At 61.3% G+C, this 18,445-nt stretch carries 18 protein-coding genes; 8 read left to right on the forward strand and 10 right to left on the reverse strand.

The window, feature by feature from the left end; genetic code table 11:
• Positions 1 to 598 (reverse strand): MFS transporter (locus VIL80_RS03385; protein ID WP_332034750.1); only part of this gene is annotated, 598 nt, incomplete at its 3' end.
• Positions 599 to 662: 64 nt separating this feature from the next.
• On the reverse strand, positions 663 to 4,103 hold the full coding sequence (locus VIL80_RS03390) for a PAS-domain containing protein (protein WP_332034751.1): 3,441 nt from the start codon (positions 4,101 to 4,103) through the stop codon (positions 663 to 665).
• A 167-nt stretch (positions 4,104 to 4,270) separates the two neighbouring features.
• Between VIL80_RS03390 and VIL80_RS03395 the strand changes: the two genes are divergently transcribed.
• The 4 genes from VIL80_RS03395 to VIL80_RS03410 all read left to right on the forward strand — a co-directional run bounded on the left by VIL80_RS03395 (position 4,271) and on the right by VIL80_RS03410 (position 8,239).
• Positions 4,271 to 6,430 (forward strand): TonB-dependent receptor, encoded by a 2,160-nt coding sequence (locus VIL80_RS03395; protein ID WP_332034752.1) that lies wholly within the window; start codon positions 4,271 to 4,273, stop codon positions 6,428 to 6,430.
• A gap of 386 nt (positions 6,431 to 6,816) precedes the next feature.
• Positions 6,817 to 6,957 carry a hypothetical protein gene (locus VIL80_RS03400; RefSeq protein ID WP_332034753.1) on the forward strand — a complete coding sequence of 47 codons (141 nt, stop codon included), beginning with the start codon at positions 6,817 to 6,819 and terminating at the stop codon, positions 6,955 to 6,957.
• 154 nt (positions 6,958 to 7,111) lie between these two features.
• Positions 7,112 to 7,585, forward strand: a complete 474-nt coding sequence (locus tag VIL80_RS03405; protein WP_332034754.1) for an META domain-containing protein — start codon at positions 7,112 to 7,114, stop codon at positions 7,583 to 7,585.
• 114 nt (positions 7,586 to 7,699) lie between these two features.
• Complete coding sequence (locus VIL80_RS03410; protein WP_332034755.1) at positions 7,700 to 8,239, forward strand: META domain-containing protein; 540 nt, start codon at positions 7,700 to 7,702, stop codon at positions 8,237 to 8,239.
• Positions 8,240 to 8,537: 298 nt separating this feature from the next.
• Here VIL80_RS03410 and smrA read toward each other — a convergent pair whose 3' ends face one another.
• The 6 genes from smrA to VIL80_RS03440 form a co-directional block, all read right to left on the reverse strand.
• Positions 8,538 to 9,134 (reverse strand): DNA endonuclease SmrA, encoded by a 597-nt coding sequence (gene smrA, locus VIL80_RS03415; protein ID WP_332034756.1) that lies wholly within the window; start codon positions 9,132 to 9,134, stop codon positions 8,538 to 8,540.
• A gap of 38 nt (positions 9,135 to 9,172) precedes the next feature.
• Complete coding sequence (locus VIL80_RS03420) at positions 9,173 to 10,036, reverse strand: SDR family oxidoreductase (protein WP_332034757.1); 864 nt, start codon at positions 10,034 to 10,036, stop codon at positions 9,173 to 9,175.
• Between the two features lie 39 nt (positions 10,037 to 10,075).
• Entirely contained in the window at positions 10,076 to 10,522 is a 447-nt protein-coding gene (locus VIL80_RS03425; protein ID WP_332034758.1) for an acyl-CoA thioesterase, read from the reverse strand.
• A gap of 118 nt (positions 10,523 to 10,640) precedes the next feature.
• Positions 10,641 to 11,141: a protein-export chaperone SecB gene (gene secB / locus VIL80_RS03430; protein WP_332034759.1), complete on the reverse strand. Its 501-nt coding sequence runs from the start codon at positions 11,139 to 11,141 to the stop codon at positions 10,641 to 10,643.
• A 147-nt stretch (positions 11,142 to 11,288) separates the two neighbouring features.
• Positions 11,289 to 11,540: a glutaredoxin 3 gene (gene grxC, locus VIL80_RS03435; protein WP_332034760.1), complete on the reverse strand. Its 252-nt coding sequence runs from the start codon at positions 11,538 to 11,540 to the stop codon at positions 11,289 to 11,291.
• Between the two features lie 57 nt (positions 11,541 to 11,597).
• A complete protein-coding gene (locus VIL80_RS03440) occupies positions 11,598 to 12,008 on the reverse strand; it encodes a rhodanese-like domain-containing protein (RefSeq protein ID WP_332034761.1) in 411 nt (136 codons plus the stop codon).
• Positions 12,009 to 12,364: 356 nt separating this feature from the next.
• On the opposite strand from VIL80_RS03440, the gene gpmI reads away from it, so the two are divergent.
• The 4 genes from gpmI to VIL80_RS03460 all read left to right on the forward strand — a co-directional run bounded on the left by gpmI (position 12,365) and on the right by VIL80_RS03460 (position 17,067).
• Positions 12,365 to 13,909 (forward strand): 2,3-bisphosphoglycerate-independent phosphoglycerate mutase, encoded by a 1,545-nt coding sequence (gpmI, locus tag VIL80_RS03445; RefSeq protein ID WP_332034762.1) that lies wholly within the window; start codon positions 12,365 to 12,367, stop codon positions 13,907 to 13,909.
• A gap of 39 nt (positions 13,910 to 13,948) precedes the next feature.
• Positions 13,949 to 15,091 (forward strand): murein hydrolase activator EnvC family protein, encoded by a 1,143-nt coding sequence (locus VIL80_RS03450; RefSeq protein WP_332034763.1) that lies wholly within the window; start codon positions 13,949 to 13,951, stop codon positions 15,089 to 15,091.
• Between the two features lie 187 nt (positions 15,092 to 15,278).
• Positions 15,279 to 16,667, forward strand: coding sequence for a carboxyl-terminal processing protease CtpA (gene ctpA, locus VIL80_RS03455; RefSeq protein WP_332034764.1), 1,389 nt, complete (start codon positions 15,279 to 15,281; stop codon positions 16,665 to 16,667).
• Positions 16,668 to 16,821: 154 nt separating this feature from the next.
• A complete protein-coding gene (locus VIL80_RS03460) occupies positions 16,822 to 17,067 on the forward strand; it encodes a DUF6316 family protein (RefSeq protein WP_332034765.1) in 246 nt (81 codons plus the stop codon).
• 24 nt (positions 17,068 to 17,091) lie between these two features.
• Here VIL80_RS03460 and hisF read toward each other — a convergent pair whose 3' ends face one another.
• Together hisF and VIL80_RS03470 are read right to left on the reverse strand one after the other, a co-directional pair.
• The gene (gene hisF / locus VIL80_RS03465; protein ID WP_332034766.1) at positions 17,092 to 17,862 is read right to left on the reverse strand and encodes an imidazole glycerol phosphate synthase subunit HisF; all 771 of its coding nucleotides are present in this window, start codon (positions 17,860 to 17,862) and stop codon (positions 17,092 to 17,094) included.
• A 16-nt stretch (positions 17,863 to 17,878) separates the two neighbouring features.
• A partial coding sequence (locus tag VIL80_RS03470; RefSeq protein ID WP_332034767.1) for a HisA/HisF-related TIM barrel protein occupies positions 17,879 to 18,445 on the reverse strand: 567 nt, incomplete at its 5' end.

An 18,445-nucleotide genomic window follows, 5' to 3' on the forward strand; every position in this document is an offset into this window, starting at 1 on the left:
TAAATCCGTAATGTTCTGCCGGTTTGCCGCTACCACCGGACAACGGGAAGTTTTCCGCGCTGAGCCACCACAGCACCCCCAGTGCCAGCACCATCACCCCGTAGAGCACCACCAGCGACTGCCAGCTGCCGAACCAGCTGAGCAGGGTGGTGGTGGTGAGCAGTGCCAGCAGGTTGCCGGTATTGAAGGCCGCGGCGTTGATGCCGTTGATCAGCGGGCGCTCCTCGGCGGAAAAATAGTGCAGTACCACCGGTGCGAAATACACAATCGCCAGGGCGCCACCGAGGCCGAGGGCCAGACGCGACAGCAGCCATTCACCGTAACTGCCGGCCAGTGCGCCGAGGCCGCCGGCGGCAATCAGAACGATCGCAATGGCAAAGGCGCGCTTGGCACCGAGACGCATCAACAGCGCAGCGGCGGCGAGGTTGCCGATGATCTTGGCAATGGTGATGACATTACTGCCCCAGGTGGCATTGGCGAAGCCTTCCTCACCAAAGGACGACTGGATCGCAGGGGTCAGGATCGCCCCGGAAACCCAGCTCGCCGCGAACAGCGCATAGGCGCTGAACATCAGTATTTCCAACAGGTATTTTTTCATCGCTCGGATACCTTATTTTTCTTAAACCACTCTCCGCCAGACTGCGTCCAGCACAACGGCTTGCCTATACGACCTTGGTCGCAGTGGCCCCGTGGCGAGAATTCTTGCGCTGCTGCAACAGCGCGCGCAGCGCGGCCGGGCGCAGGGGCTTCTGCAGGAACTGCCAGCCGGCGTTGTGCGCGCGATTCTTTACGGTATTGGTGTTTTCGGCGGAGATGATCACGCAGGGGATGCCCCCGCCCCAGCGCGAAAGCAGTTCCGCCGCCAGGTCGATGCCGTTGTCGCCGTCGTCAAGGTGGAAATCCATCAACAGCAGGTCGGGCTCCGCCGCCGCCAGCGCCTCGGCGCGGTTGCGCGCGCAGTGCACGGTGCAGCCCCAGCCGCCGAGTAGTGCGGCCATGGCCTCGAGGATCGAGGGCTCGTTATCCACACACAGCACCTGCAGGTCCAGGCGGGCACCGCGGCTCTGGGCGGCGACGAGATTCGGGCGCGGCTCCACTCTGGCACTGGCGCGGGCCAGCCGTACGCGGAACACACTGCCGCGCGCGGGAATCGAGGAGAGGCTGATGGGACTGTTGAGCAAGCGGCACAGGCGCTCCACGGTGGCGAGACCGAGACCATAACCGTGCTGGCGGGCAGTGCCGCTGTCGCTGTCCTGCGGGGTCAGGCGGCAGAACTCGCGGAAAATGGCCTGCTGCTGCTCGCGCGCGATGCCCTCCCCGGTGTCCCACACCTCGAGGGAAATGTCCGCCCCGCGCTTGCGCGCCGCCACCAGCACACCGCCGCGGGCGGTGTACTTCACCGCGTTATCCAGCAGGTTCTGCACCACGCGACGCAGCATTTTCTCGTCGCTGTGTACCCACAGGTGACTGCGGCGGTAGCGCAGGCGTATGCCGCGGTTGCCGGCGGCCACCCGCGCCTGGGCCACGGCGTCGTCGAGGATGCTATCGAGAGAGACGGCAGTGAAATTCGGGCGGATATCCCCGGCATCCATGCGCGCGATCTGCAACATGTCGGTGATCAGCTGCTCGGCGGAGGCCAGCGCGCGATCGGCGCGGGTCAGCAGCTGGCGACTGCTGTCTTCCAGCGAATGGCCGGCGAGGGCGTCGATAAACAGGCGGCTGGCGTTCAGCGGCTGCACCAGGTCGTGACTGGCGGCGGCGAGGAAGCGGGTCTTGCCGGCACTGGCGGCCTGTAGCTCGCGGTTCAGCCCCTGCAGCTCATCGTTGACCGTCTCCAGCTCGGCGGTGCGGTGGGCCACCTTCTGCTCGAGGGAATTGCGAATCTCGGTGAGCTCCGCCAGCGCGCGCTGATAGTCGGACACATCGGTATAGGTGGTCACGAACCCGCCGCCGGGCAGCGGGTTGCCGCGGATTTCGAGCACGGTGCCGTCGGTGCGGTTGCGCTGTACGCGGTAGGCGGTGCCGTTGCGCAGGTGTTCCACCCGCTTCTGCACATGCTCCTCCACCTCACCGGGACCGCACTCGCCGCGGCTCGCGTTGTAGTGCACCAGCTCCGCCACCGGACGGCCGACGTAGATCATCTCCGCCGGGTAGTGGAACAGCTCGAGATAGCGGCGGTTCCACGCCACCAGGTTGAGGTTGGCATCCACCACCGAGATACCCTGGTCGATATTGTCGATGCTGCTCTGCAACAGGCCGCGGCCGAACTGGTAGATGTCCGATGCCTGGTCCAGCTGCTGCGCGGTGATTTCCGGCTCGCTCAACTGGCGTACCAGACGCTGCGCGCTGGTACTGCCAACGATGCCGGCGAGAATTTTTTCCACCGTCTCGCGATAGCCCTGGGCGGTGTCGCGGGCGTCCGCTGCCACCGGCTTGCCCTCGGCATCAAGCGATGTCAGCGCGCGGCCCGCGGCATCCTCTCCCACAAAGCGCGCCAGCAGCTGACGCAGCCGCTTTTTATCCACAGGTGCCGATGCCACCGCGGTGCCACCGGGCAACCAGCGCCCCTGCAACAGCGACACGCCTACCAGCGTCAGGCCGTTGAGCCCGAGGCCAAATACGCAGCTGGTGGTCAGCGCATTCCACTCCAGCCCCAGTGCAGAGGCGAGCAGATCCGGCTGGCCGAGTGCCGCGGGCAGCGCCGACAGCCCCCACACCAGCGCGCCAATCAATAGCCCGGCGATCACGCCGGCGGCGCGCAGCCGCGGCCAGCGCGCGGGCCAGGTCACCGCCGCGACCATGGCCGGCGCCAGTTGCGCCACCAGTGCCAGCGACAACAAACCAAAGGTACCGAGGCTGACACCGGAGCCGATCAGCTCGCTCACCCCGAATGCCGCCAGCATCAACAACCCGATGATCACCCGCCGCACCCGGCGCAGGTCGCTGCCAAGCGCCACACCCGCCGGGCGCTGTTGCAGCCGCGTCAGCAACCAGGGCACCACCATGGTGTTGGCGATCATGGTGGACAGGGCGATGGTGGCGATGATCACCATGCTGGAACCGGCGGAGAGGCCACCGATAAATGCCAGCAGCGCGAGCCAGGGGGTGCCGCTCTCCAGCGGAATTCCCAGCACAAAGCGCTCGGCATTGGTGTAGCTGTCGGGGAGCCACAACAGGCCGCCGTAGCCCACCGCCAGAACCGCCGCAGATACCAGCGCCAGATACAGGGGGATCAGCTTGCGCACCGGGCCAATATCCCGCTCGTCGTCGCTCTCGATCATCAGGATGTGGAACTGCCGCGGCAGACAGAAGATGGCCGCCATCCCCAGTACCACCACCGCGAGATAACCGGTATCCGCCGGGCGGGCATCGGCAATGGCCGCCACCCGCTCACTGGCGAGAGCACTGCGCGCCAGCTCCGCGGTGCCGTCGAAGGCGGAATCGATAACGAACCAGGCCACCGCCACCAGCGCGCCGATCTTCACCAGCGCCTCGAACGCCACCGCCAGCAGCATGCCGTTGCGGTGTACGCTGCTGTCGATATGACGGGTGCCAAACAGCAGCGCAAAGAGCCCGAGGGTCGCGCCCACCACCGCGGTCACCACCGAGGCGCTGTTTTCGGCGCGTCCAATATTGTCCCCGCCCACACCGCTATCGGCGAGCAGCAGGAAACTGTCCGCCACCGCCCGCAACTGCAGGGACAGGTAGGGCACGATCGCCACCACCGCCAGCAGCGCCACCGCCGCCGCCAGCCACTGGGATCCGCCGTACTGGGCACTGATAAAGTCCGCGATGGAAGTCGAACCCTGCTGCTTGGACAGGCGCACAAAGCGCATCAGCAGGGGCGCGCCAAAGATCAGCATCAGGCTCGCGCCGACAAAGGTAGGGGGCAACAGCCAGCCCTCGCTCACCGCCTGCGCGGGCACGCCAAAGAACATCCAGGCACTGGTGTAGGTGCCGGCAAGCGCCAGCAGCAGGGGTTTGATGGGCCGGATTCGGGCAATGGACAGCCGGTCGCCCCAGAAGGCGATGGCGAACAGCAGCAGCAGATAGCTCAGGCCCACGGCGGCCAGCAGGGTAAGGCTGAACAATTGGCGCCTCATTCATTATTTTGTTTATGATCTAAGCCTACCCGATAGGCCGCCAGCTGTCCCGTCTACGTATCCACCCGCTCGTCATACCTTGGTCTAGCAGGCAAGGACAAGGACAGCAGCTACAGTGCAAGTCCGAAACTTACATAAAAACCATAAACTGGTGATCGGAGAGAGTCATGCGCAAATTAAACAAGTTCAATCCCCTTGCCGTGGGCGTCATGATCGCCTGTGGTGCCAGCTTCTCCTACGCGGATACCCAGCTGGAAGAAGTTACCGTTACCGCGCAGAAGCGCGAGCAGTCCCTGCAGGAAGTACCGATCGCGGTATCAGCCATTGGTGAAGCAGCCATCCTGGAAAACGGCATCACCGATATGACCGATATCCAGAAACTGTCCCCAAACACCACCTTGCAGGTGAGCCGCGGTACCAACTCCACCCTGACAGCATTTATCCGCGGTATCGGCCAGCAGGACCCGCTGTGGGGTTACGAGCCGGGTGTGGGCATCTACATTGACGACGTATACGTTGCCCGCCCACAGGGTGCAGTGATGGACGTGTTCGATGTCCAGCGCATCGAAGTACTGCGCGGCCCGCAAGGTACCCTGTATGGCAAGAACACCATCGGCGGCGCGGTGAAATATGTCACCAAGAAAATGACCGGTGATACCGAAGTGTCCATCGGCACTGCTCTCGGCAGCTACAACCAGCGTGACCTTAAGCTGAGTGCGTCTACTGGACTGACTGACAATCTGAATATTGGTGCTGCCGTTGCAAGCTTTAATCGCGATGGTTTCGGCGAAAACGTTATAACCGGTGAAGACCAGTACGATAAGGACATTTTCGCCGCACGGGTCAGCCTTGAGTACTCCCCTAACGAAGAAGTATTTATCCGTTTCGCCGCTGACAAGACCACTGACAAATCAGCGTCCAAGCACGGACACCGCTTCAACCCTGGCGTAAACGGCGAGCCAGTATTGAGCAGCGTTTACGACACTGAATCCAACCTGCCGTCCGACAACCTTGTCGAAACCAGTGGCATGTCCCTTACCGCCGAATGGCAATTGAATGACGCCGTAACCGTTAAGTCGGTAACCGCCAGCCGTGAAGGTAAGACCGATACCGTAATCGATTTCGACAGCGTCAACACGCCGAGCTTCGATGTTCCCGCCATCTATGACGACGAACAGTTCAGCCAGGAATTCCAGTTGATCTGGCAGGGTGAGAATGCAGATCTTGTCAGCGGTATCTACTACTACGACGGTAAAGCCTCTGGTGCTTACGATGCTGTACTGGCCCCGATCAGCGTGGCGGTTAATGGCAGCGTGGATACCCAGAGCCTGTCTGCCTATGCGCACTACAACTGGCAGTTTGCAGATCAGTGGAACCTGAATCTCGGTGGCCGCTACACCAAAGATGATAAAGAAGCTGATGTATACAACGCTGTAATCGCCGGACTCGGCAGTGATTTCTCTCACGACAAATACTACGCCGACACTACTGATCCAGTAGTTGCTGTCGTTCGCACCGACTACACCAACAGTGACTCTTGGGGTGAATTTACTCCTCGTGTCGGTTTGGATTACCAGCTGAGCAATGATGCGATGCTCTACGCAAGCTACAGCACTGGGTTCAAGTCGGGTGGTTTCGATATGCGAGGCGTAGCCACGTCAAACCCGCGAACCAGTGAAGGTTATGCTCCGGAAACTGTTGATACCGTTGAATTCGGCTGGAAACTCGATCTGCTCTCCAATCGTCTGCGACTGAACGGAGCTGTTTTCCGCGCCGACTACACAGACATGCAGCTGACAACGCAGCGCCTGCTCGAAGATGGCACCACTGCCGGTGACGTACTCAACGCCGGTAAATCCCGTATCCAAGGTATCGAGCTGGAAGCCTCCCTGGCGCTGACCGACAATTTGTCCGCAAACGCGAATCTGGGTTGGGTTGACGCAGAGTTTATCGAGTTCATGTCCGGTGGCGAGAACATCGCTGACACGCGCGACATGCAAAACACCCCCGATACCACTGCCATGGTGCAGTTGAACTGGTCACTGCCTGTAGCCGGAGGGGAATTGGTCGTTGTTCCGTCTGCCTCTTACCGCTCTGACACCCAGATCTTCGAAACCCCAAGTGTGCTCGATCAAGAAGGCTACACATTGGTGGACCTGACCGCTACTTACTACAGCGCAGATGGCAATTGGAATCTGGGTCTGCAGGGCAAAAACTTGACCGATACCGAGTACCGCATTGCTGGCTACGATTTTGGAGGAGCTCTGCAAACCGGTTTCTACGGCAACCCGCGCACTATCGCCCTCACAGGTAGCTACAACTTCTAAGTCGTGTCCTCGACGTCATCTTGAAACTGCATTGCACTTTCATTTCTTGGGGCCCACTGGGCCCCTTTTTTGTTTTGCGCTCCCTCCGGCCCAAACCCCCTCTGTCGCAACAAATCCCTTTCCGGCGCAGGCTTAAACAATTTGGCGCGAATAAGTACACTTTGGCGGAAACCTCTTCTAACCTGAAATGAGAGGGCGGCAGTGACGCCGCTGCTCGTACCAGCCATCGAGGTATCAGCGTGCAGAAATTGAGAAGTATTCTGCTGGCTGTGGCGATAGCGACAGGAGTTGTTGCCGGTTGTACATCAACCGAGCCCAGGGAAAGTCACGCAGACCGCGCTTTCAGCAGCGCGGTCCCCCCCCACATGGATCCGGCGCACCTCTCCGTGAGGTCATCCGATCGACGGCCCCGCGGCAGCAGCCGCGAGCCCCCCCGTACACTGAACGTCAACGGCACCCGCTTCCGCTGCTTCGAGCAGGAATTGGACTCGAAAATGGTGGTGCGCTGTGTGCGCCAGCCCGACTAGCCCCGCCAACTGACAGCCGGCGCGCAACAATCCCCGATTTTGCGACCGCTTGCGCGTCCGCTTGTCGCCCTAACCCTCTCACCTTGCGCCGGACTGACTAAGCTTGATTTATCTGCCAGCTGGGAGCGGCCAACGCCAAGGAAAGGGGAAGGGCATGAACAAAGTGGTTCCGGTGTGGTTTATTGGTCTCGCCATCGTCATCGCGGGCTGTATGAATATGGGGGACAAGGAATCTGGCCCCAGCCAGACGCCCGGCACGGTGAACAGTGTGTGTGGCGACAAGTGGGAACTGCGCTTGCTGCGCATCAACGGCCAGGCGATCCCCATCGACCAGCCGCGGGAATTTACCTTTCTGTGCAGCCCCAGTGGCGAAGCAATGGGCAAGAGCGGCCTGAACACCTATCGCGGCTCCCTGCAGATCACCACCAACGGCGGGCTGCTGTGGGACACCGCGAGTTTCGCGTCCACCAAGATGGCTGGCCCGCCGCAAGTGATGGAGCAGGAGAACCAGTATCTGCGAGCCCTGTCGGGCACCCGCCAGGCGTTTGTGAAAAGTGGTGGCGGCCGCCTGATCCTGCGCGACGTGTCCGGCGATATCTATATCGAGTACATCAAGGCGGGACTTTAACGGCCCCGCCCGCACTACGAAACTGACATTACCCGCCAAAATTGAGGGCGGTTGGGTCACAGACGCCGGCAGTCAATTGGTGTTAAATGGCACAAACGGCCACCGGATGGAATCATGTTTCCCCTGTTTCAGTTGCCCCTGTTTCCGTCATTCCCCCCTGCGCACAGAGCCGCCAGGCTGGCCGCGCTTTTCTCCCTATCGATGACCCTGTTTGTTAGCGGCTGTGGCAACCACAGCAGCCAGCCGGCGGCGATGGCGGAGACCGGAGAGAGCGGCGTCTGCGAGCGAGAGTGGATTCTGGACAACCTTTCCGTGGATGGGCGCGAACACAAGCAGCGCATGTTCTGGCAGAAAATGTGGCGCGACCGCCCCTACTTCACCTGTGACAAACTCGGCTTCGTGCGCGGTAGTGCCGGCTCCAACCCCTATCTGGGCAAGTTTGAACTGGCGGACAGCGGCAGCATCCACTGGCTGAAGCCGCCAAAAATCTCCCGCATGGTGGGCCGCCGCGACAGCGACGAGCTGGAAAAAGATTTCCTGCTGGCCATGCCCCGCGTCACCCGCGCCCGCACCAGCGGAGACACGCTGATCCTCGAGGGCAGCGACGGCACCCGCCTTGAGTTCAAACAGGCGGGCGACCAGCCAGATTCCTGACCCCCTTTGAAAACACCGCCATAAAAAAAGCGGCCACAGGGGCCGCTTAAACCATTCAAGAAGGGTCTCCATTCGCAGCGCGAATGTCGATTCCAATCCTCCAACTGGAGGAGCCCCCAAACTCGGAAGCATAAAAACACCAAAATTTGGTGCGATGCAAAGAGAGAAGAACAACGAAAACTTAAGCGGCTGAGCGATGAAACAGCCGGACAAGCGAAATTTCGTTGTGGGCGTAGATTAGTTGTCAGACGTGACAAACAGATTACGAACCCCAGAAAACTACTGCGCGTGTTCCTGGCTAAGGACGGGTACGCCGTTGGTGCTGCTCCAGATTCTGTTGGCGCTTGCGCTCGCTCTTGCGCAACAGCACATAGGTGGCACCGAGGCCGCCGTGCTGTTTCTGCGCGCTGTGAAACGCGAGTACTTCCGGCAGCTGCGGCAGCCAGGCGTTGACGCAGCTCTTCAGCATCGCCGGGGTTTTGCGCCCCTCGCCCTTGCCGTGGGTCACCAGCGCACAGCGCACATCCGCTTCCATACAGTCGCGCACAAACTGGTAGAGCGCGCTGCGCGCCATATCGACGGTGTGGTGGTGTAGATCGAGGCGCGCGTCGACGGTGTATTTGCCCAGGCGCAGGTTGCGGTAGACACCGTTCTGCACGCCGTCGCGTTTGAATTCAATAGGATCGTGGGGCTCGACGGGCTCGACAAACTCGCCGCCCAGCGGGTTCAGTTCGCGGTAGGTCTGCGCAGTGGCGGCTTCGCGGCGGGCGCGCTGGTTCAGGGGATCCGCAGCGTCCTTCTTTAGCGCGCTCTCGCGTTGCTCGGGCGCCAGTGGCTTTATGTCACCGAGCGCGCCCATGGCGCCGCGAAATTCGTCCAGTTCAGTCTTTTCCACGCTATCCCCCACATACCTCTCTCACGCGCCGGCAAGGCTCAGGGATCGAGAAACAGATCCACTGCCAATTCGCCGGCCTTGGCGGGATTGTGCGCATATTGGGTGAAATCTTCCACCCCGCGTTCGTGCAGCAGTACTTCGTCGATCAGCTGGGCACCGTTCAGCCCCTGATTGCGGGTAATCAGTACCTCGTAGGCGGCATCCGCCATCACCCCCGGTTTGCGGCTCTGGTCGAACATTTCGCGGCTGCCGACGGCAAATTCGATGGCGGCGGTGGCCACCAGGGTGCGCGGCCACAAGGTGGCAACGCTGATATTGGTTTTCCGCAGCTCTTCCGCGAGCCCCAGGCTCAGGATGGTCATGCCGAATTTGGACAGCGCGTAGGGCGCGAAAGGCCCGAGCCAGCGGGGCTCGAGATTGAGCGGCGGTGACAGGCTGAGGATATGCCCGCACTCCGCCTGCTTCAGATAGGGAATCGCGAGGTGCGCGGTGAGGTACACGGCGCGGGCGTTGATATCCAGCATCAGGTCGTAGCGCTTGGGCGGTGTGGACTCGACGTTGGTGAGGTTGATGGCGCCGGCGTTGTTGATCACCGCGTCGATGCCGCCGAAGGTGTCGGCAGTCTTTTTCAGTGCCTCCGCCACCTGTTCCTCCTCGCGCACATCCACCTGCATGGGCAGCGCCTTGCCACCGGCGGCCTCGATTTCCTCGGCGACACTGTAAATGGTGCCGGGGAGTTTGGGGTGCGGTTCTGCGGATTTGGCGGCGATGGCAATGTTGGCGCCATCCGCGGCGCATTTCAGCGCGATGGCGCGGCCGATTCCGCGGCTGGCGCCGGTAATAAAGATGGTCTTGCCCCTGAGGGCGCCGGTGTTTTTGGTGAGGGTGATCTCTTCGCTCATACGGGCGCTCCGTTGGGATTATCCGGCGTTGCTATCGCCCTACTGCGGTTGTGACTCCGACACCACCGCGGGGCTATAGATGTCTTTGAAGGTCTGCGGCATCCGCTTGGGTTTGCCACTGGAGAGCTCGATACACACCATCTGCCAGGTGGCGCGCAGCACCAGTGCCTCATCGCTGGCGCGAAACACCTGGAACTTACGGGTCATGTTCAGCCGGCCGTCCACCATGGTGAGCCAGGTGCCGATCAACAGCTCGTCGCCCTCTCTGGCGGCCAGTATATAGTCGTACTCCGCCTGGCGGATTGCCATTCCCCGGTCCAGCGACTGGTAATTGCTGACATCCAGCCCCAGCTCGACACTGTGGGACCAGGCCGCGCGCTCGCACCAGCGCACATATTCGGCGTTGTTGGCGTGGTGCAGACCGTCTACGTGCTGCTGTTCGACGCGGACTTTGTAGATATAGGGTTGGGGAAAATCCCACTGCATTGTTTCTCTCCACTCCCGGCAATTGCGCTGCGCAAGCTAACTGACTGGCCGGTGACGCGCCATTACTTCACATACAAAAAAGGCTCCCGGAGGAGCCTTTTTGTGCAAAAAACGCGACTTAAGCGTCGGTTTTCTCTGCGCCTTGTGCGGCGGCCTGCTGCTGGGCCTGATGCAGGGCAGCGGCGAACAGGGCGTCGAAGTTGATCGGCGGCAGCATCAGGGCCGGGAAGGAGCCCTTGGTGATTACGTTGTCCACCACTTCGCGTGCATAGGGGAACAGGATGGTCGGGCAGGCAGTGTTCAGGGCCTGGGCCAGCTGGGCGCCTTCAAGGCCTTTGATCGCGAACAGGCCAGCCTGCTGAACTTCCACCAGGAAAGCGGTCTCTTCTTCCAGTTTCACGGTGATGGTCAGGGTCAGCGCCACCTCGTAAAGATCTTCGTCGATCTTCGCGGTTTTGGTGTTCAGTTCCTGGTTTACCTGGGGTTTCCACTGCTTTTTGAAAACCTCAGTACCCATCGGGGTTTCAAAGGAGAGGTCTTTCAGGTAAATGCGCTGCATTGCGAATTGGACTTGCTGCGCGTCTGCGTTCGCCGCGGCGCCGTTGAGTTCTTCAGCCATGTTAAAGCCTGTTATTAAATTAGTTTGTAGACTGCCTTCCCTGAAAGAAGACTCCCTGTATGGGTCTTACTTATGGGGGCCTCGAAATACCCTTTCAAGGCGTGTGTGCAAATTTCTCGGCTGATTTGATCGACCAGCCGGTATTCGTCACGCCAGTAGCTTGTCGAGTTCTCCACTGCGCTCGATGGCCATCAGGTCATCGCAGCCACCCACATGGTGGCCGCCGACCCAGATCTGCGGCACCGTGTGGCGACCGGCCTTGGCGGTCATCTCCGCGCGCAGCGCCGGCTTGCCGTCTACGGCAATTTCCTTGTAGGGGACATTCTTGTTGTCCAGCAGGTACTTGGCGCGGATGCAGAAGGGGCAAAAGCGGGTGGTGTAGATAACGACTTCTTTCACGACCGGAAACCTCTTCGCGATTCAATTCTTCTGATTCGCTCCTGTTTCGGGAGCGGATCAGCCCTTCACCAGTGGCAATTTCTGGTTCGCCCACTCGGACATGCCACCCTCGAGACGGCGCACGGTGTAGCCGGCCTTTTTCAGCTGGCGACCGACAGGACCCGCATGCTGGCCCAGCTTGTCCGCCAGGATCAGGGTCTTGTCTTTATAGGGTGCCAGTTCGCCCATGCGCTTTTCGATCTCACCGTGGGGAATGTGGATCGCATCCACGATGTGCCCGGCGGTGAATTCGGCGCGGTCGCGCAGGTCGATCACCTTGGCGCCTTCACTATTGATCAACAGGGTGGCCTGATGGGCCGACGCGGGCTTGCCCGCCTTGATCCGCTCGGAAATAGCCAGCGCGTAAATCAGCGCCACCAACAGGCTCACCAGCAGCCACTGCTCGCTGATAAAGACGAAAAAATCCAACTCCGCCCCCAAAAATCTCTGGTTTGTTGTTTTGTTTGCGACCGCCGACCGCTCGGCCGGTCACGCTTGCGCCGGACATTGTAATTCAACAGCGCCGACGGCCCGAGCGCCGGCGGCTCGCAAAAAAGAGCGCCCGCGACCCGGATATGGAAAGGCGCGCAGTATACACGAGAATGGCCATTTCTTAATCAACCTTTTGCCCGCTTTCCTGGCGGCAATAGCTGCGCAAATACTGACCTCGACGGGGCAAACAGGTTAAAATCCGCCACCTGCGGTACAACTCGCTTAAGAGTTCCGTCCTCCGGCAGTGAAGCCGAACGATCCACCACCCATTCAACCCAAAGGATTCTGACCCCATGGCAACCGAGTCTTCGCCCAAACGTCCCCTGGTACTGCTGATTCTGGACGGTTTCGGCTATAGCGAACACGCCGAGCACAACGCCATTGTCGCGGCGAATTCCCCGGTATGGGACCAGATCTGGGCCACCCGCCCGAAAACCCTGATCCACACCTCCGGTATGGCGGTGGGCCTGCCGGAAGGGCAGATGGGCAACTCCGAAGTGGGCCATATGACCCTCGGCGCCGGCCGCGTGGTGTACCAGAACTTCACCCGCATCAACAAGGCGATCAAGGACGGGGACTTCTTTACCAACCCGGCCTACACCGCCGCGGTGGACAAGGCGGTAGCCAATAACGGCGCGGTACACATCATGGGCCTGCTGTCCGATGGCGGCGTACACAGCCACGACGACCACTTCGTAGCCATGGCCACCCTCGCCGCCCAGCGCGGCGCCAAAGCGGTGTATATCCACGCCTTTACCGACGGTCGCGACACGCCGCCGCGCAGCGCGGAAACCCCACTGGCGCGCCTGACCCAGGTGTGCGACGCCCTCGGTACCGCGCGTATCGCCAGCCTCAGCGGCCGCTACTTTGCCATGGACCGCGACAACCGCTGGGACCGCGTGCAGCCAGTGTACGATCTGATTACCCAGGGCAAAGCCAAATACCAGGCGGACGACGCCCTCGCCGGCCTCGCCGCCGCCTATGCCCGCGACGAGAATGACGAATTCGTGGCGCCGACGCTGATCGGCGAACCGGCACCGGTACACGACGGCGACGCGCTGATCTTCATGAATTTCCGCCCGGACCGCGCGCGCCAGCTGACCCGCGCCTTTACCGATGCGAACTTCGACGGTTTCGAACGCGCGGTTACCCCGAAACTGGCTGATTTCGTGATGACCACCGAATACGCTGCGAATATCAACGCCAGCTGCGCCTTCCCGCCGGAGAGCCTGAGCAACACCCTGGGCGAATACCTGCAGAATCAGGGCAAGACCCAGCTGCGTATCGCCGAGACAGAAAAATACGCACATGTGACCTTCTTCTTTAGCGGCGGCCGCGAAGAGCCCTACAATGGGGAAGAGCGCATCCTGATCAAATCGCCGGATGTGGCCACTTACGACCTCAAGCCGGAAATGAGCGCGTTTGAGGTTACCGACCAACTGGTGGCCGCCATCGACAGCGGCAAGTTCGACGCGATCATCTGCAACTACGCCAACGGCGACATGGTCGGTCATACCGGTGTATTTGAAGCGGCGGTGAAAGCGGTGGAAGCGCTGGACCTGTGCGTGGACCGCGTCACCAAGGCGGCGCTGGCGGCCGGCGGTGAAGTGCTGATTACCGCCGACCACGGCAACGTCGAGGAGATGTTCGACGGCGAGTCCGGCCAGGTAAGCACCCAGCACTCCACCCTGCCGGTGCCCTTCGTCTACATTGGCGAGCGCAACGTGACCATGCGCGACGGCGGCAGCCTCGCGGATGTAGCGCCCACCATGCTGTCGCTGATGGGCCTGGCGCAACCGGTGGAAATGAGCGGCGAGCCGCTGATCAAGATTAATTAACCCGGGGCCGCAAGCCCCTGTAATGGTGTCACTCTAATAATGAAATTTTCCGGGTTTGTCCTCGCCGCGCTGTTGTCGCTCGCGCTGATCCCCACCGGCTTTGCGCAGGCGGCCGATGAAGAGCAACAGGCGCGGCTGGCGGAAATCAAGCAGCGTATCGATACCCTGCAGCGGGAGCTGAACCAGGTAAAAGGTGAGCGCGACCAGTTGCTGAAAGACCTGGAAGCCAACGAAAAGGACATCTCGGAACTGCTGCAGCGCATCGACAAGATCAAGGCGGACATGAAGAGCCGCGGTGACAAGCTGCAGGAATTGAAACAGGAAGAGAAACAGCTCGAGGATTCCCGCCGAAGTATGCAGCGGCGGGTCGAGCAGGAAGTCGCCGCCGCTTACCGACTCGGTCGCCAGGAGCAGATCAAGCTGCTCCTCAACCAACAAGATCCCCAGCACATCGCCCGCCAACTCCGCTACCACGACTACTTCCTCAAGCAACGCAGCCAGGTCATCGACGAATACGTCAGCACCCTCGACCAGCTTTCCACCGTAAGTTCCGGCATCCAGCGCGAGCAGGACACTCTCGCCCGCGAACGCGGCCAGCTGGAAGAAAAACACCGGGCTCTCGCCAGCGCACAGAAGAACCGCCAGCGCACCCTCGACAAACTGGCCTCACAGCTCGCCAGCAAGAGCGGTGAACTGGACCAGCTCCACAGCGACCGCAGCCGCCTGCAGCGACTGGTGGATGAAGTGGGGCGTGCCATCTCCAGCCTGATCAACCCCAGCGACCAGACCCCCTTCGCCAAACAGCGCGGGCGTATGCAGTGGCCGGTTGCGGGCCGCCGCGCCAATGCCTACGGCCAGCGCCGCGCCAACGGCATCAGCTGGACCGGCGTGACCATTCGCGCCAATGAAGGCAAACCGGTCAATGCCATCCACCGCGGCCGCGTGGTGTTCTCCGACTATCTGCGCGGCCACGGCATGCTGATCATTCTCGATCACGGCGACGGCTACATGAGCCTCTACGGCCACAACCAGTCCCTTACCCGCGCCATCGGCGAGTGGGTGGAGCGCGGCGAAACCATCGCCAAGGTGGGCAACACCGGTGGCATGAGCCAGCCAGGGGTGTATTTTGAAATTCGCCGCAACGGCAAACCCCAGGACCCCACCGCCTGGTGCCGCGGTTAATCGGTTCATTCCCCTACCACATTTTGCCCGGCAATTTTCACCCCACAGGCGTGTGCCGGTGCACTTGCCCGCCAACTTCAAACCCGGCCGGAGTGCCGGGTCTACAATTCTTGTGAAAACCCCGAGTTCGCAGCCGAAGGAAGGGCGCCCGTAGACAGTAACGATAAATGCCAAGGACGTGCAGATTATGTTCACCCGCAAAACGCTCGCCAGCCTGATAGGCGTGGCAGCTCTTACCGCCCTGCCGCTGATGGGACTCAGCCAGGGCGGCAGCAGCGAGAGCCCCTCGCTGGCAGCGGAGGCGCGCCTGCCTCTGGAAGACCTGCGCAGTTTCGCCAAAGTGTTCGAACAGATCCGCCAGGGTTATGTGAACGAAGTGGACGACAGCACGCTGCTGGAATACGCCATCAAAGGCATGCTGCAGGGGCTGGACCCGCACTCCGCCTATCTCGACAGCCGCTCCTTCGACGACCTGCAGGCCAACACGACCGGTGAATTTGCCGGCCTCGGCATCGAGGTCGGGGTCGAGGACGACTACATCACCATCATCACCCCCATGGACGACACCCCTGCCGAACGCGCCGGACTGCGCGCCGGCGATGTGATCCTGCGGCTCGCGGGAAAATCCATGCGCGGCGTCAGCCTCGATGAGGCGGTGGAACAGATGCGCGGTCCGGTTGGCTCAGCCGTTACCCTCACTATCGGGCGCAAGGGCCACAAGGAACCTTTCGACATCACCCTGCAGCGCGACAAGGTGCGCGTGTACAGCGTGCGCGGGGAAATGCTGGAAGATGGCTACGGCTACGTGCGCATCAGCCAGTTCCAGCTGGACACCGGCGGCGACCTGATGCGGGCGATGAAAAAGCTGCAGAAGCAGGGCGAGTTGAAAGGACTGGTGATCGACCTGCGCAACAACCCCGGCGGTGTATTGCAGTCGTCGGTGGAAGTAGTGGACGCATTCCTGGAAGACGGTCTCGTCGTCTACACCGAGGGCCGCAATGAATCTTCCAACTTGCGCTACTCAGCCAGCCCCGGTGATGTCACCAACGGTGCCCCGCTGGTGGTACTGATCAACGACGGCTCGGCCTCCGCCGCGGAAATTGTCGCCGGAGCCCTGCAGGACCACCGCCGCGCGGTGGTAATGGGCACCGACAGCTTCGGCAAGGGTTCGGTGCAGACCGTCATCCCCATCACCGACGACCGCGCCATCAAACTCACCACCGCACTCTACTTCACCCCCAAGGGCCGCTCGATCCAGGCGCAGGGGATTAAGCCGGATATCACCGTTGAGCGGGTGCAGGTAACCCGCATGGACAATGTTGCCCGCACCACGGAGGCGGACCTGAGCGGGCACCTGGGCAATGGCAATGGCGGCAAAGAGAGCGGAGCGGAAGATCGCAAGCGCGCCAAGGCTGGCCGGGACGACTGGTACGGCCGTGACAACCAGGTGTTCGAAGCGCTGAATGTATTGAAAGGCCTGAATCTCTACGGGCACCGGGCGCCGGTGAAAGGCGAAGGGAGCAACGCGCCGGCGGTGAAGGACCAGGTAGCGCAGATTCGCGCGGAAGACCTGTAAAACCCGGCGACTATTGCTCACACCGGCACCCTGCTATTGGCTAGCCTTTTAACAGGAGTGCCGGCTTCCCGTTATGGGAATTGCGGCCATCGCAGCAGTAACAATCGCCGTGCAGCTCCGTCGCAGGTGTGGCACAAGCAGTAGCGAGGAAGTCATGCAGCAGTATCGTCGTGGCGAACAGGGAACCCCCATTCCACCCCGAGCCGAACGTTTTTTCAAAGTCGACAACGACTGGTTTTTTACCGTGCGTGGCGGCAACACCTTCGGGCCTTTTCCCTGCCGCGAAGCGGCGCAAACCGCCGTGGATCACTACCTCAATCCGCTGAAGGAATATTCCGGCAATGTGCGCCCGTTCGGCAACTTGCGCGCGCGCCGCTGGCGCAACGCACACAGGTTCTGACGCCGGACAAACACGCCCGCCGCATTAAAGACGCATTTCAATACCGGCATTCTGCATAAATGCCTTGGCCTCACCGATGGTGTACTCACCAAAGTGGAAAATACTCGCCGCCAGTACCGCGTCGGCACCACCCTTCAACACTCCATCCGCCAGGTGCTGCAGGTTGCCCACACCGCCTGAGGCAATCACCGGTACCGAAACCGCATCGCTGATAGCGCGGGTCAGGGCCAGGTCAAAGCCGTTCTTGGTACCGTCCCGGTCCATGCTGGTCAGCAGGATTTCACCGGCGCCGTAGCTGTCCATTTTTTTGGCCCACTCCACGGCGTCAATACCGGTGGGTTTGCGTCCGCCGTGGGTGAAAATCTCCCACTTGGGCTCTTTGTCATTGCCCACCTGCTTGGCATCGATGGCGACGACTATGCACTGGCTGCCGAAGCGGTCGGCGGCCTCGCGCACGAATTCCGGGTTGAACACGGCGGCGGAGTTGATCGCGGTCTTGTCGGCGCCGGCGTTCAGCAGGTTGCGGATGTCCTGCAGCGTGCGCACGCCACCGCCGACGGTGAGCGGAATAAATACCTGCGAGGCCATTTTTTCCACGGTGTGCAGGGTGGTATCGCGGCCTTCGTGGGTGGCGGTGATGTCGAGGAAGGTAACTTCGTCGGCACCGGCCTCGTTGTAGCGGCGAGCGATTTCCACCGGGTCACCGGCATCGCGGATATCGACGAAGTTGACGCCCTTGACGACGCGGCCGGCGTCGACGTCGAGACAGGGAATAATGCGTTTGGCGAGGCCCATGGAGTTTTCCCTGCGGTTACTTGTTCCAGTTGTCACACAGTTCCTGCGCGGCGCGCAGGTCGAGTTTGTCTTCGTAGATGGCGCGGCCGGTGATGGCGCCGTAGATCCGGGTTTTCTCGTCACCGGCTTCCAGCAGCTGCTGGATGTCTTCAATGCTGCTGACGCCGCCGGAGGCGATGATGGGGATCTGCACGGCGCGCGCGAGTTCCAGGGTGGATTCGATATTGACCCCCTGCATCATGCCGTCGCGGGCAATATCGGTGTAGACGATGGCGCTGACGCCGCAGTCCTGGAATTGTTTGGCGAGTTCGGTGGCCTGTACGTCGGAGACTTCGGCCCAGCCTTCGGTGGCGACGAGGCCGTCTTTGGCGTCGAGACCGACGATGATGTGGCCTTCGAATTCACGGCAGGCTTCTTTCACCAGTTTGGGATTTTTTACCGCGGCGGTGCCGATGATGGTCCAGGTGACGCCGGCGGTGAGGTACCACTCGATGGTTTTGAGATCGCGGATGCCGCCGCCGATCTGGATCGGGTACTGCGGGAACTGGCGGGCGATGGCGTTGACGGCGTCGCCATTGACGGG

This window comes from Microbulbifer sp. (assembly GCF_036563125.1).
In the GTDB taxonomy this organism is placed as follows: domain Bacteria; phylum Pseudomonadota; class Gammaproteobacteria; order Pseudomonadales; family Cellvibrionaceae; genus Microbulbifer.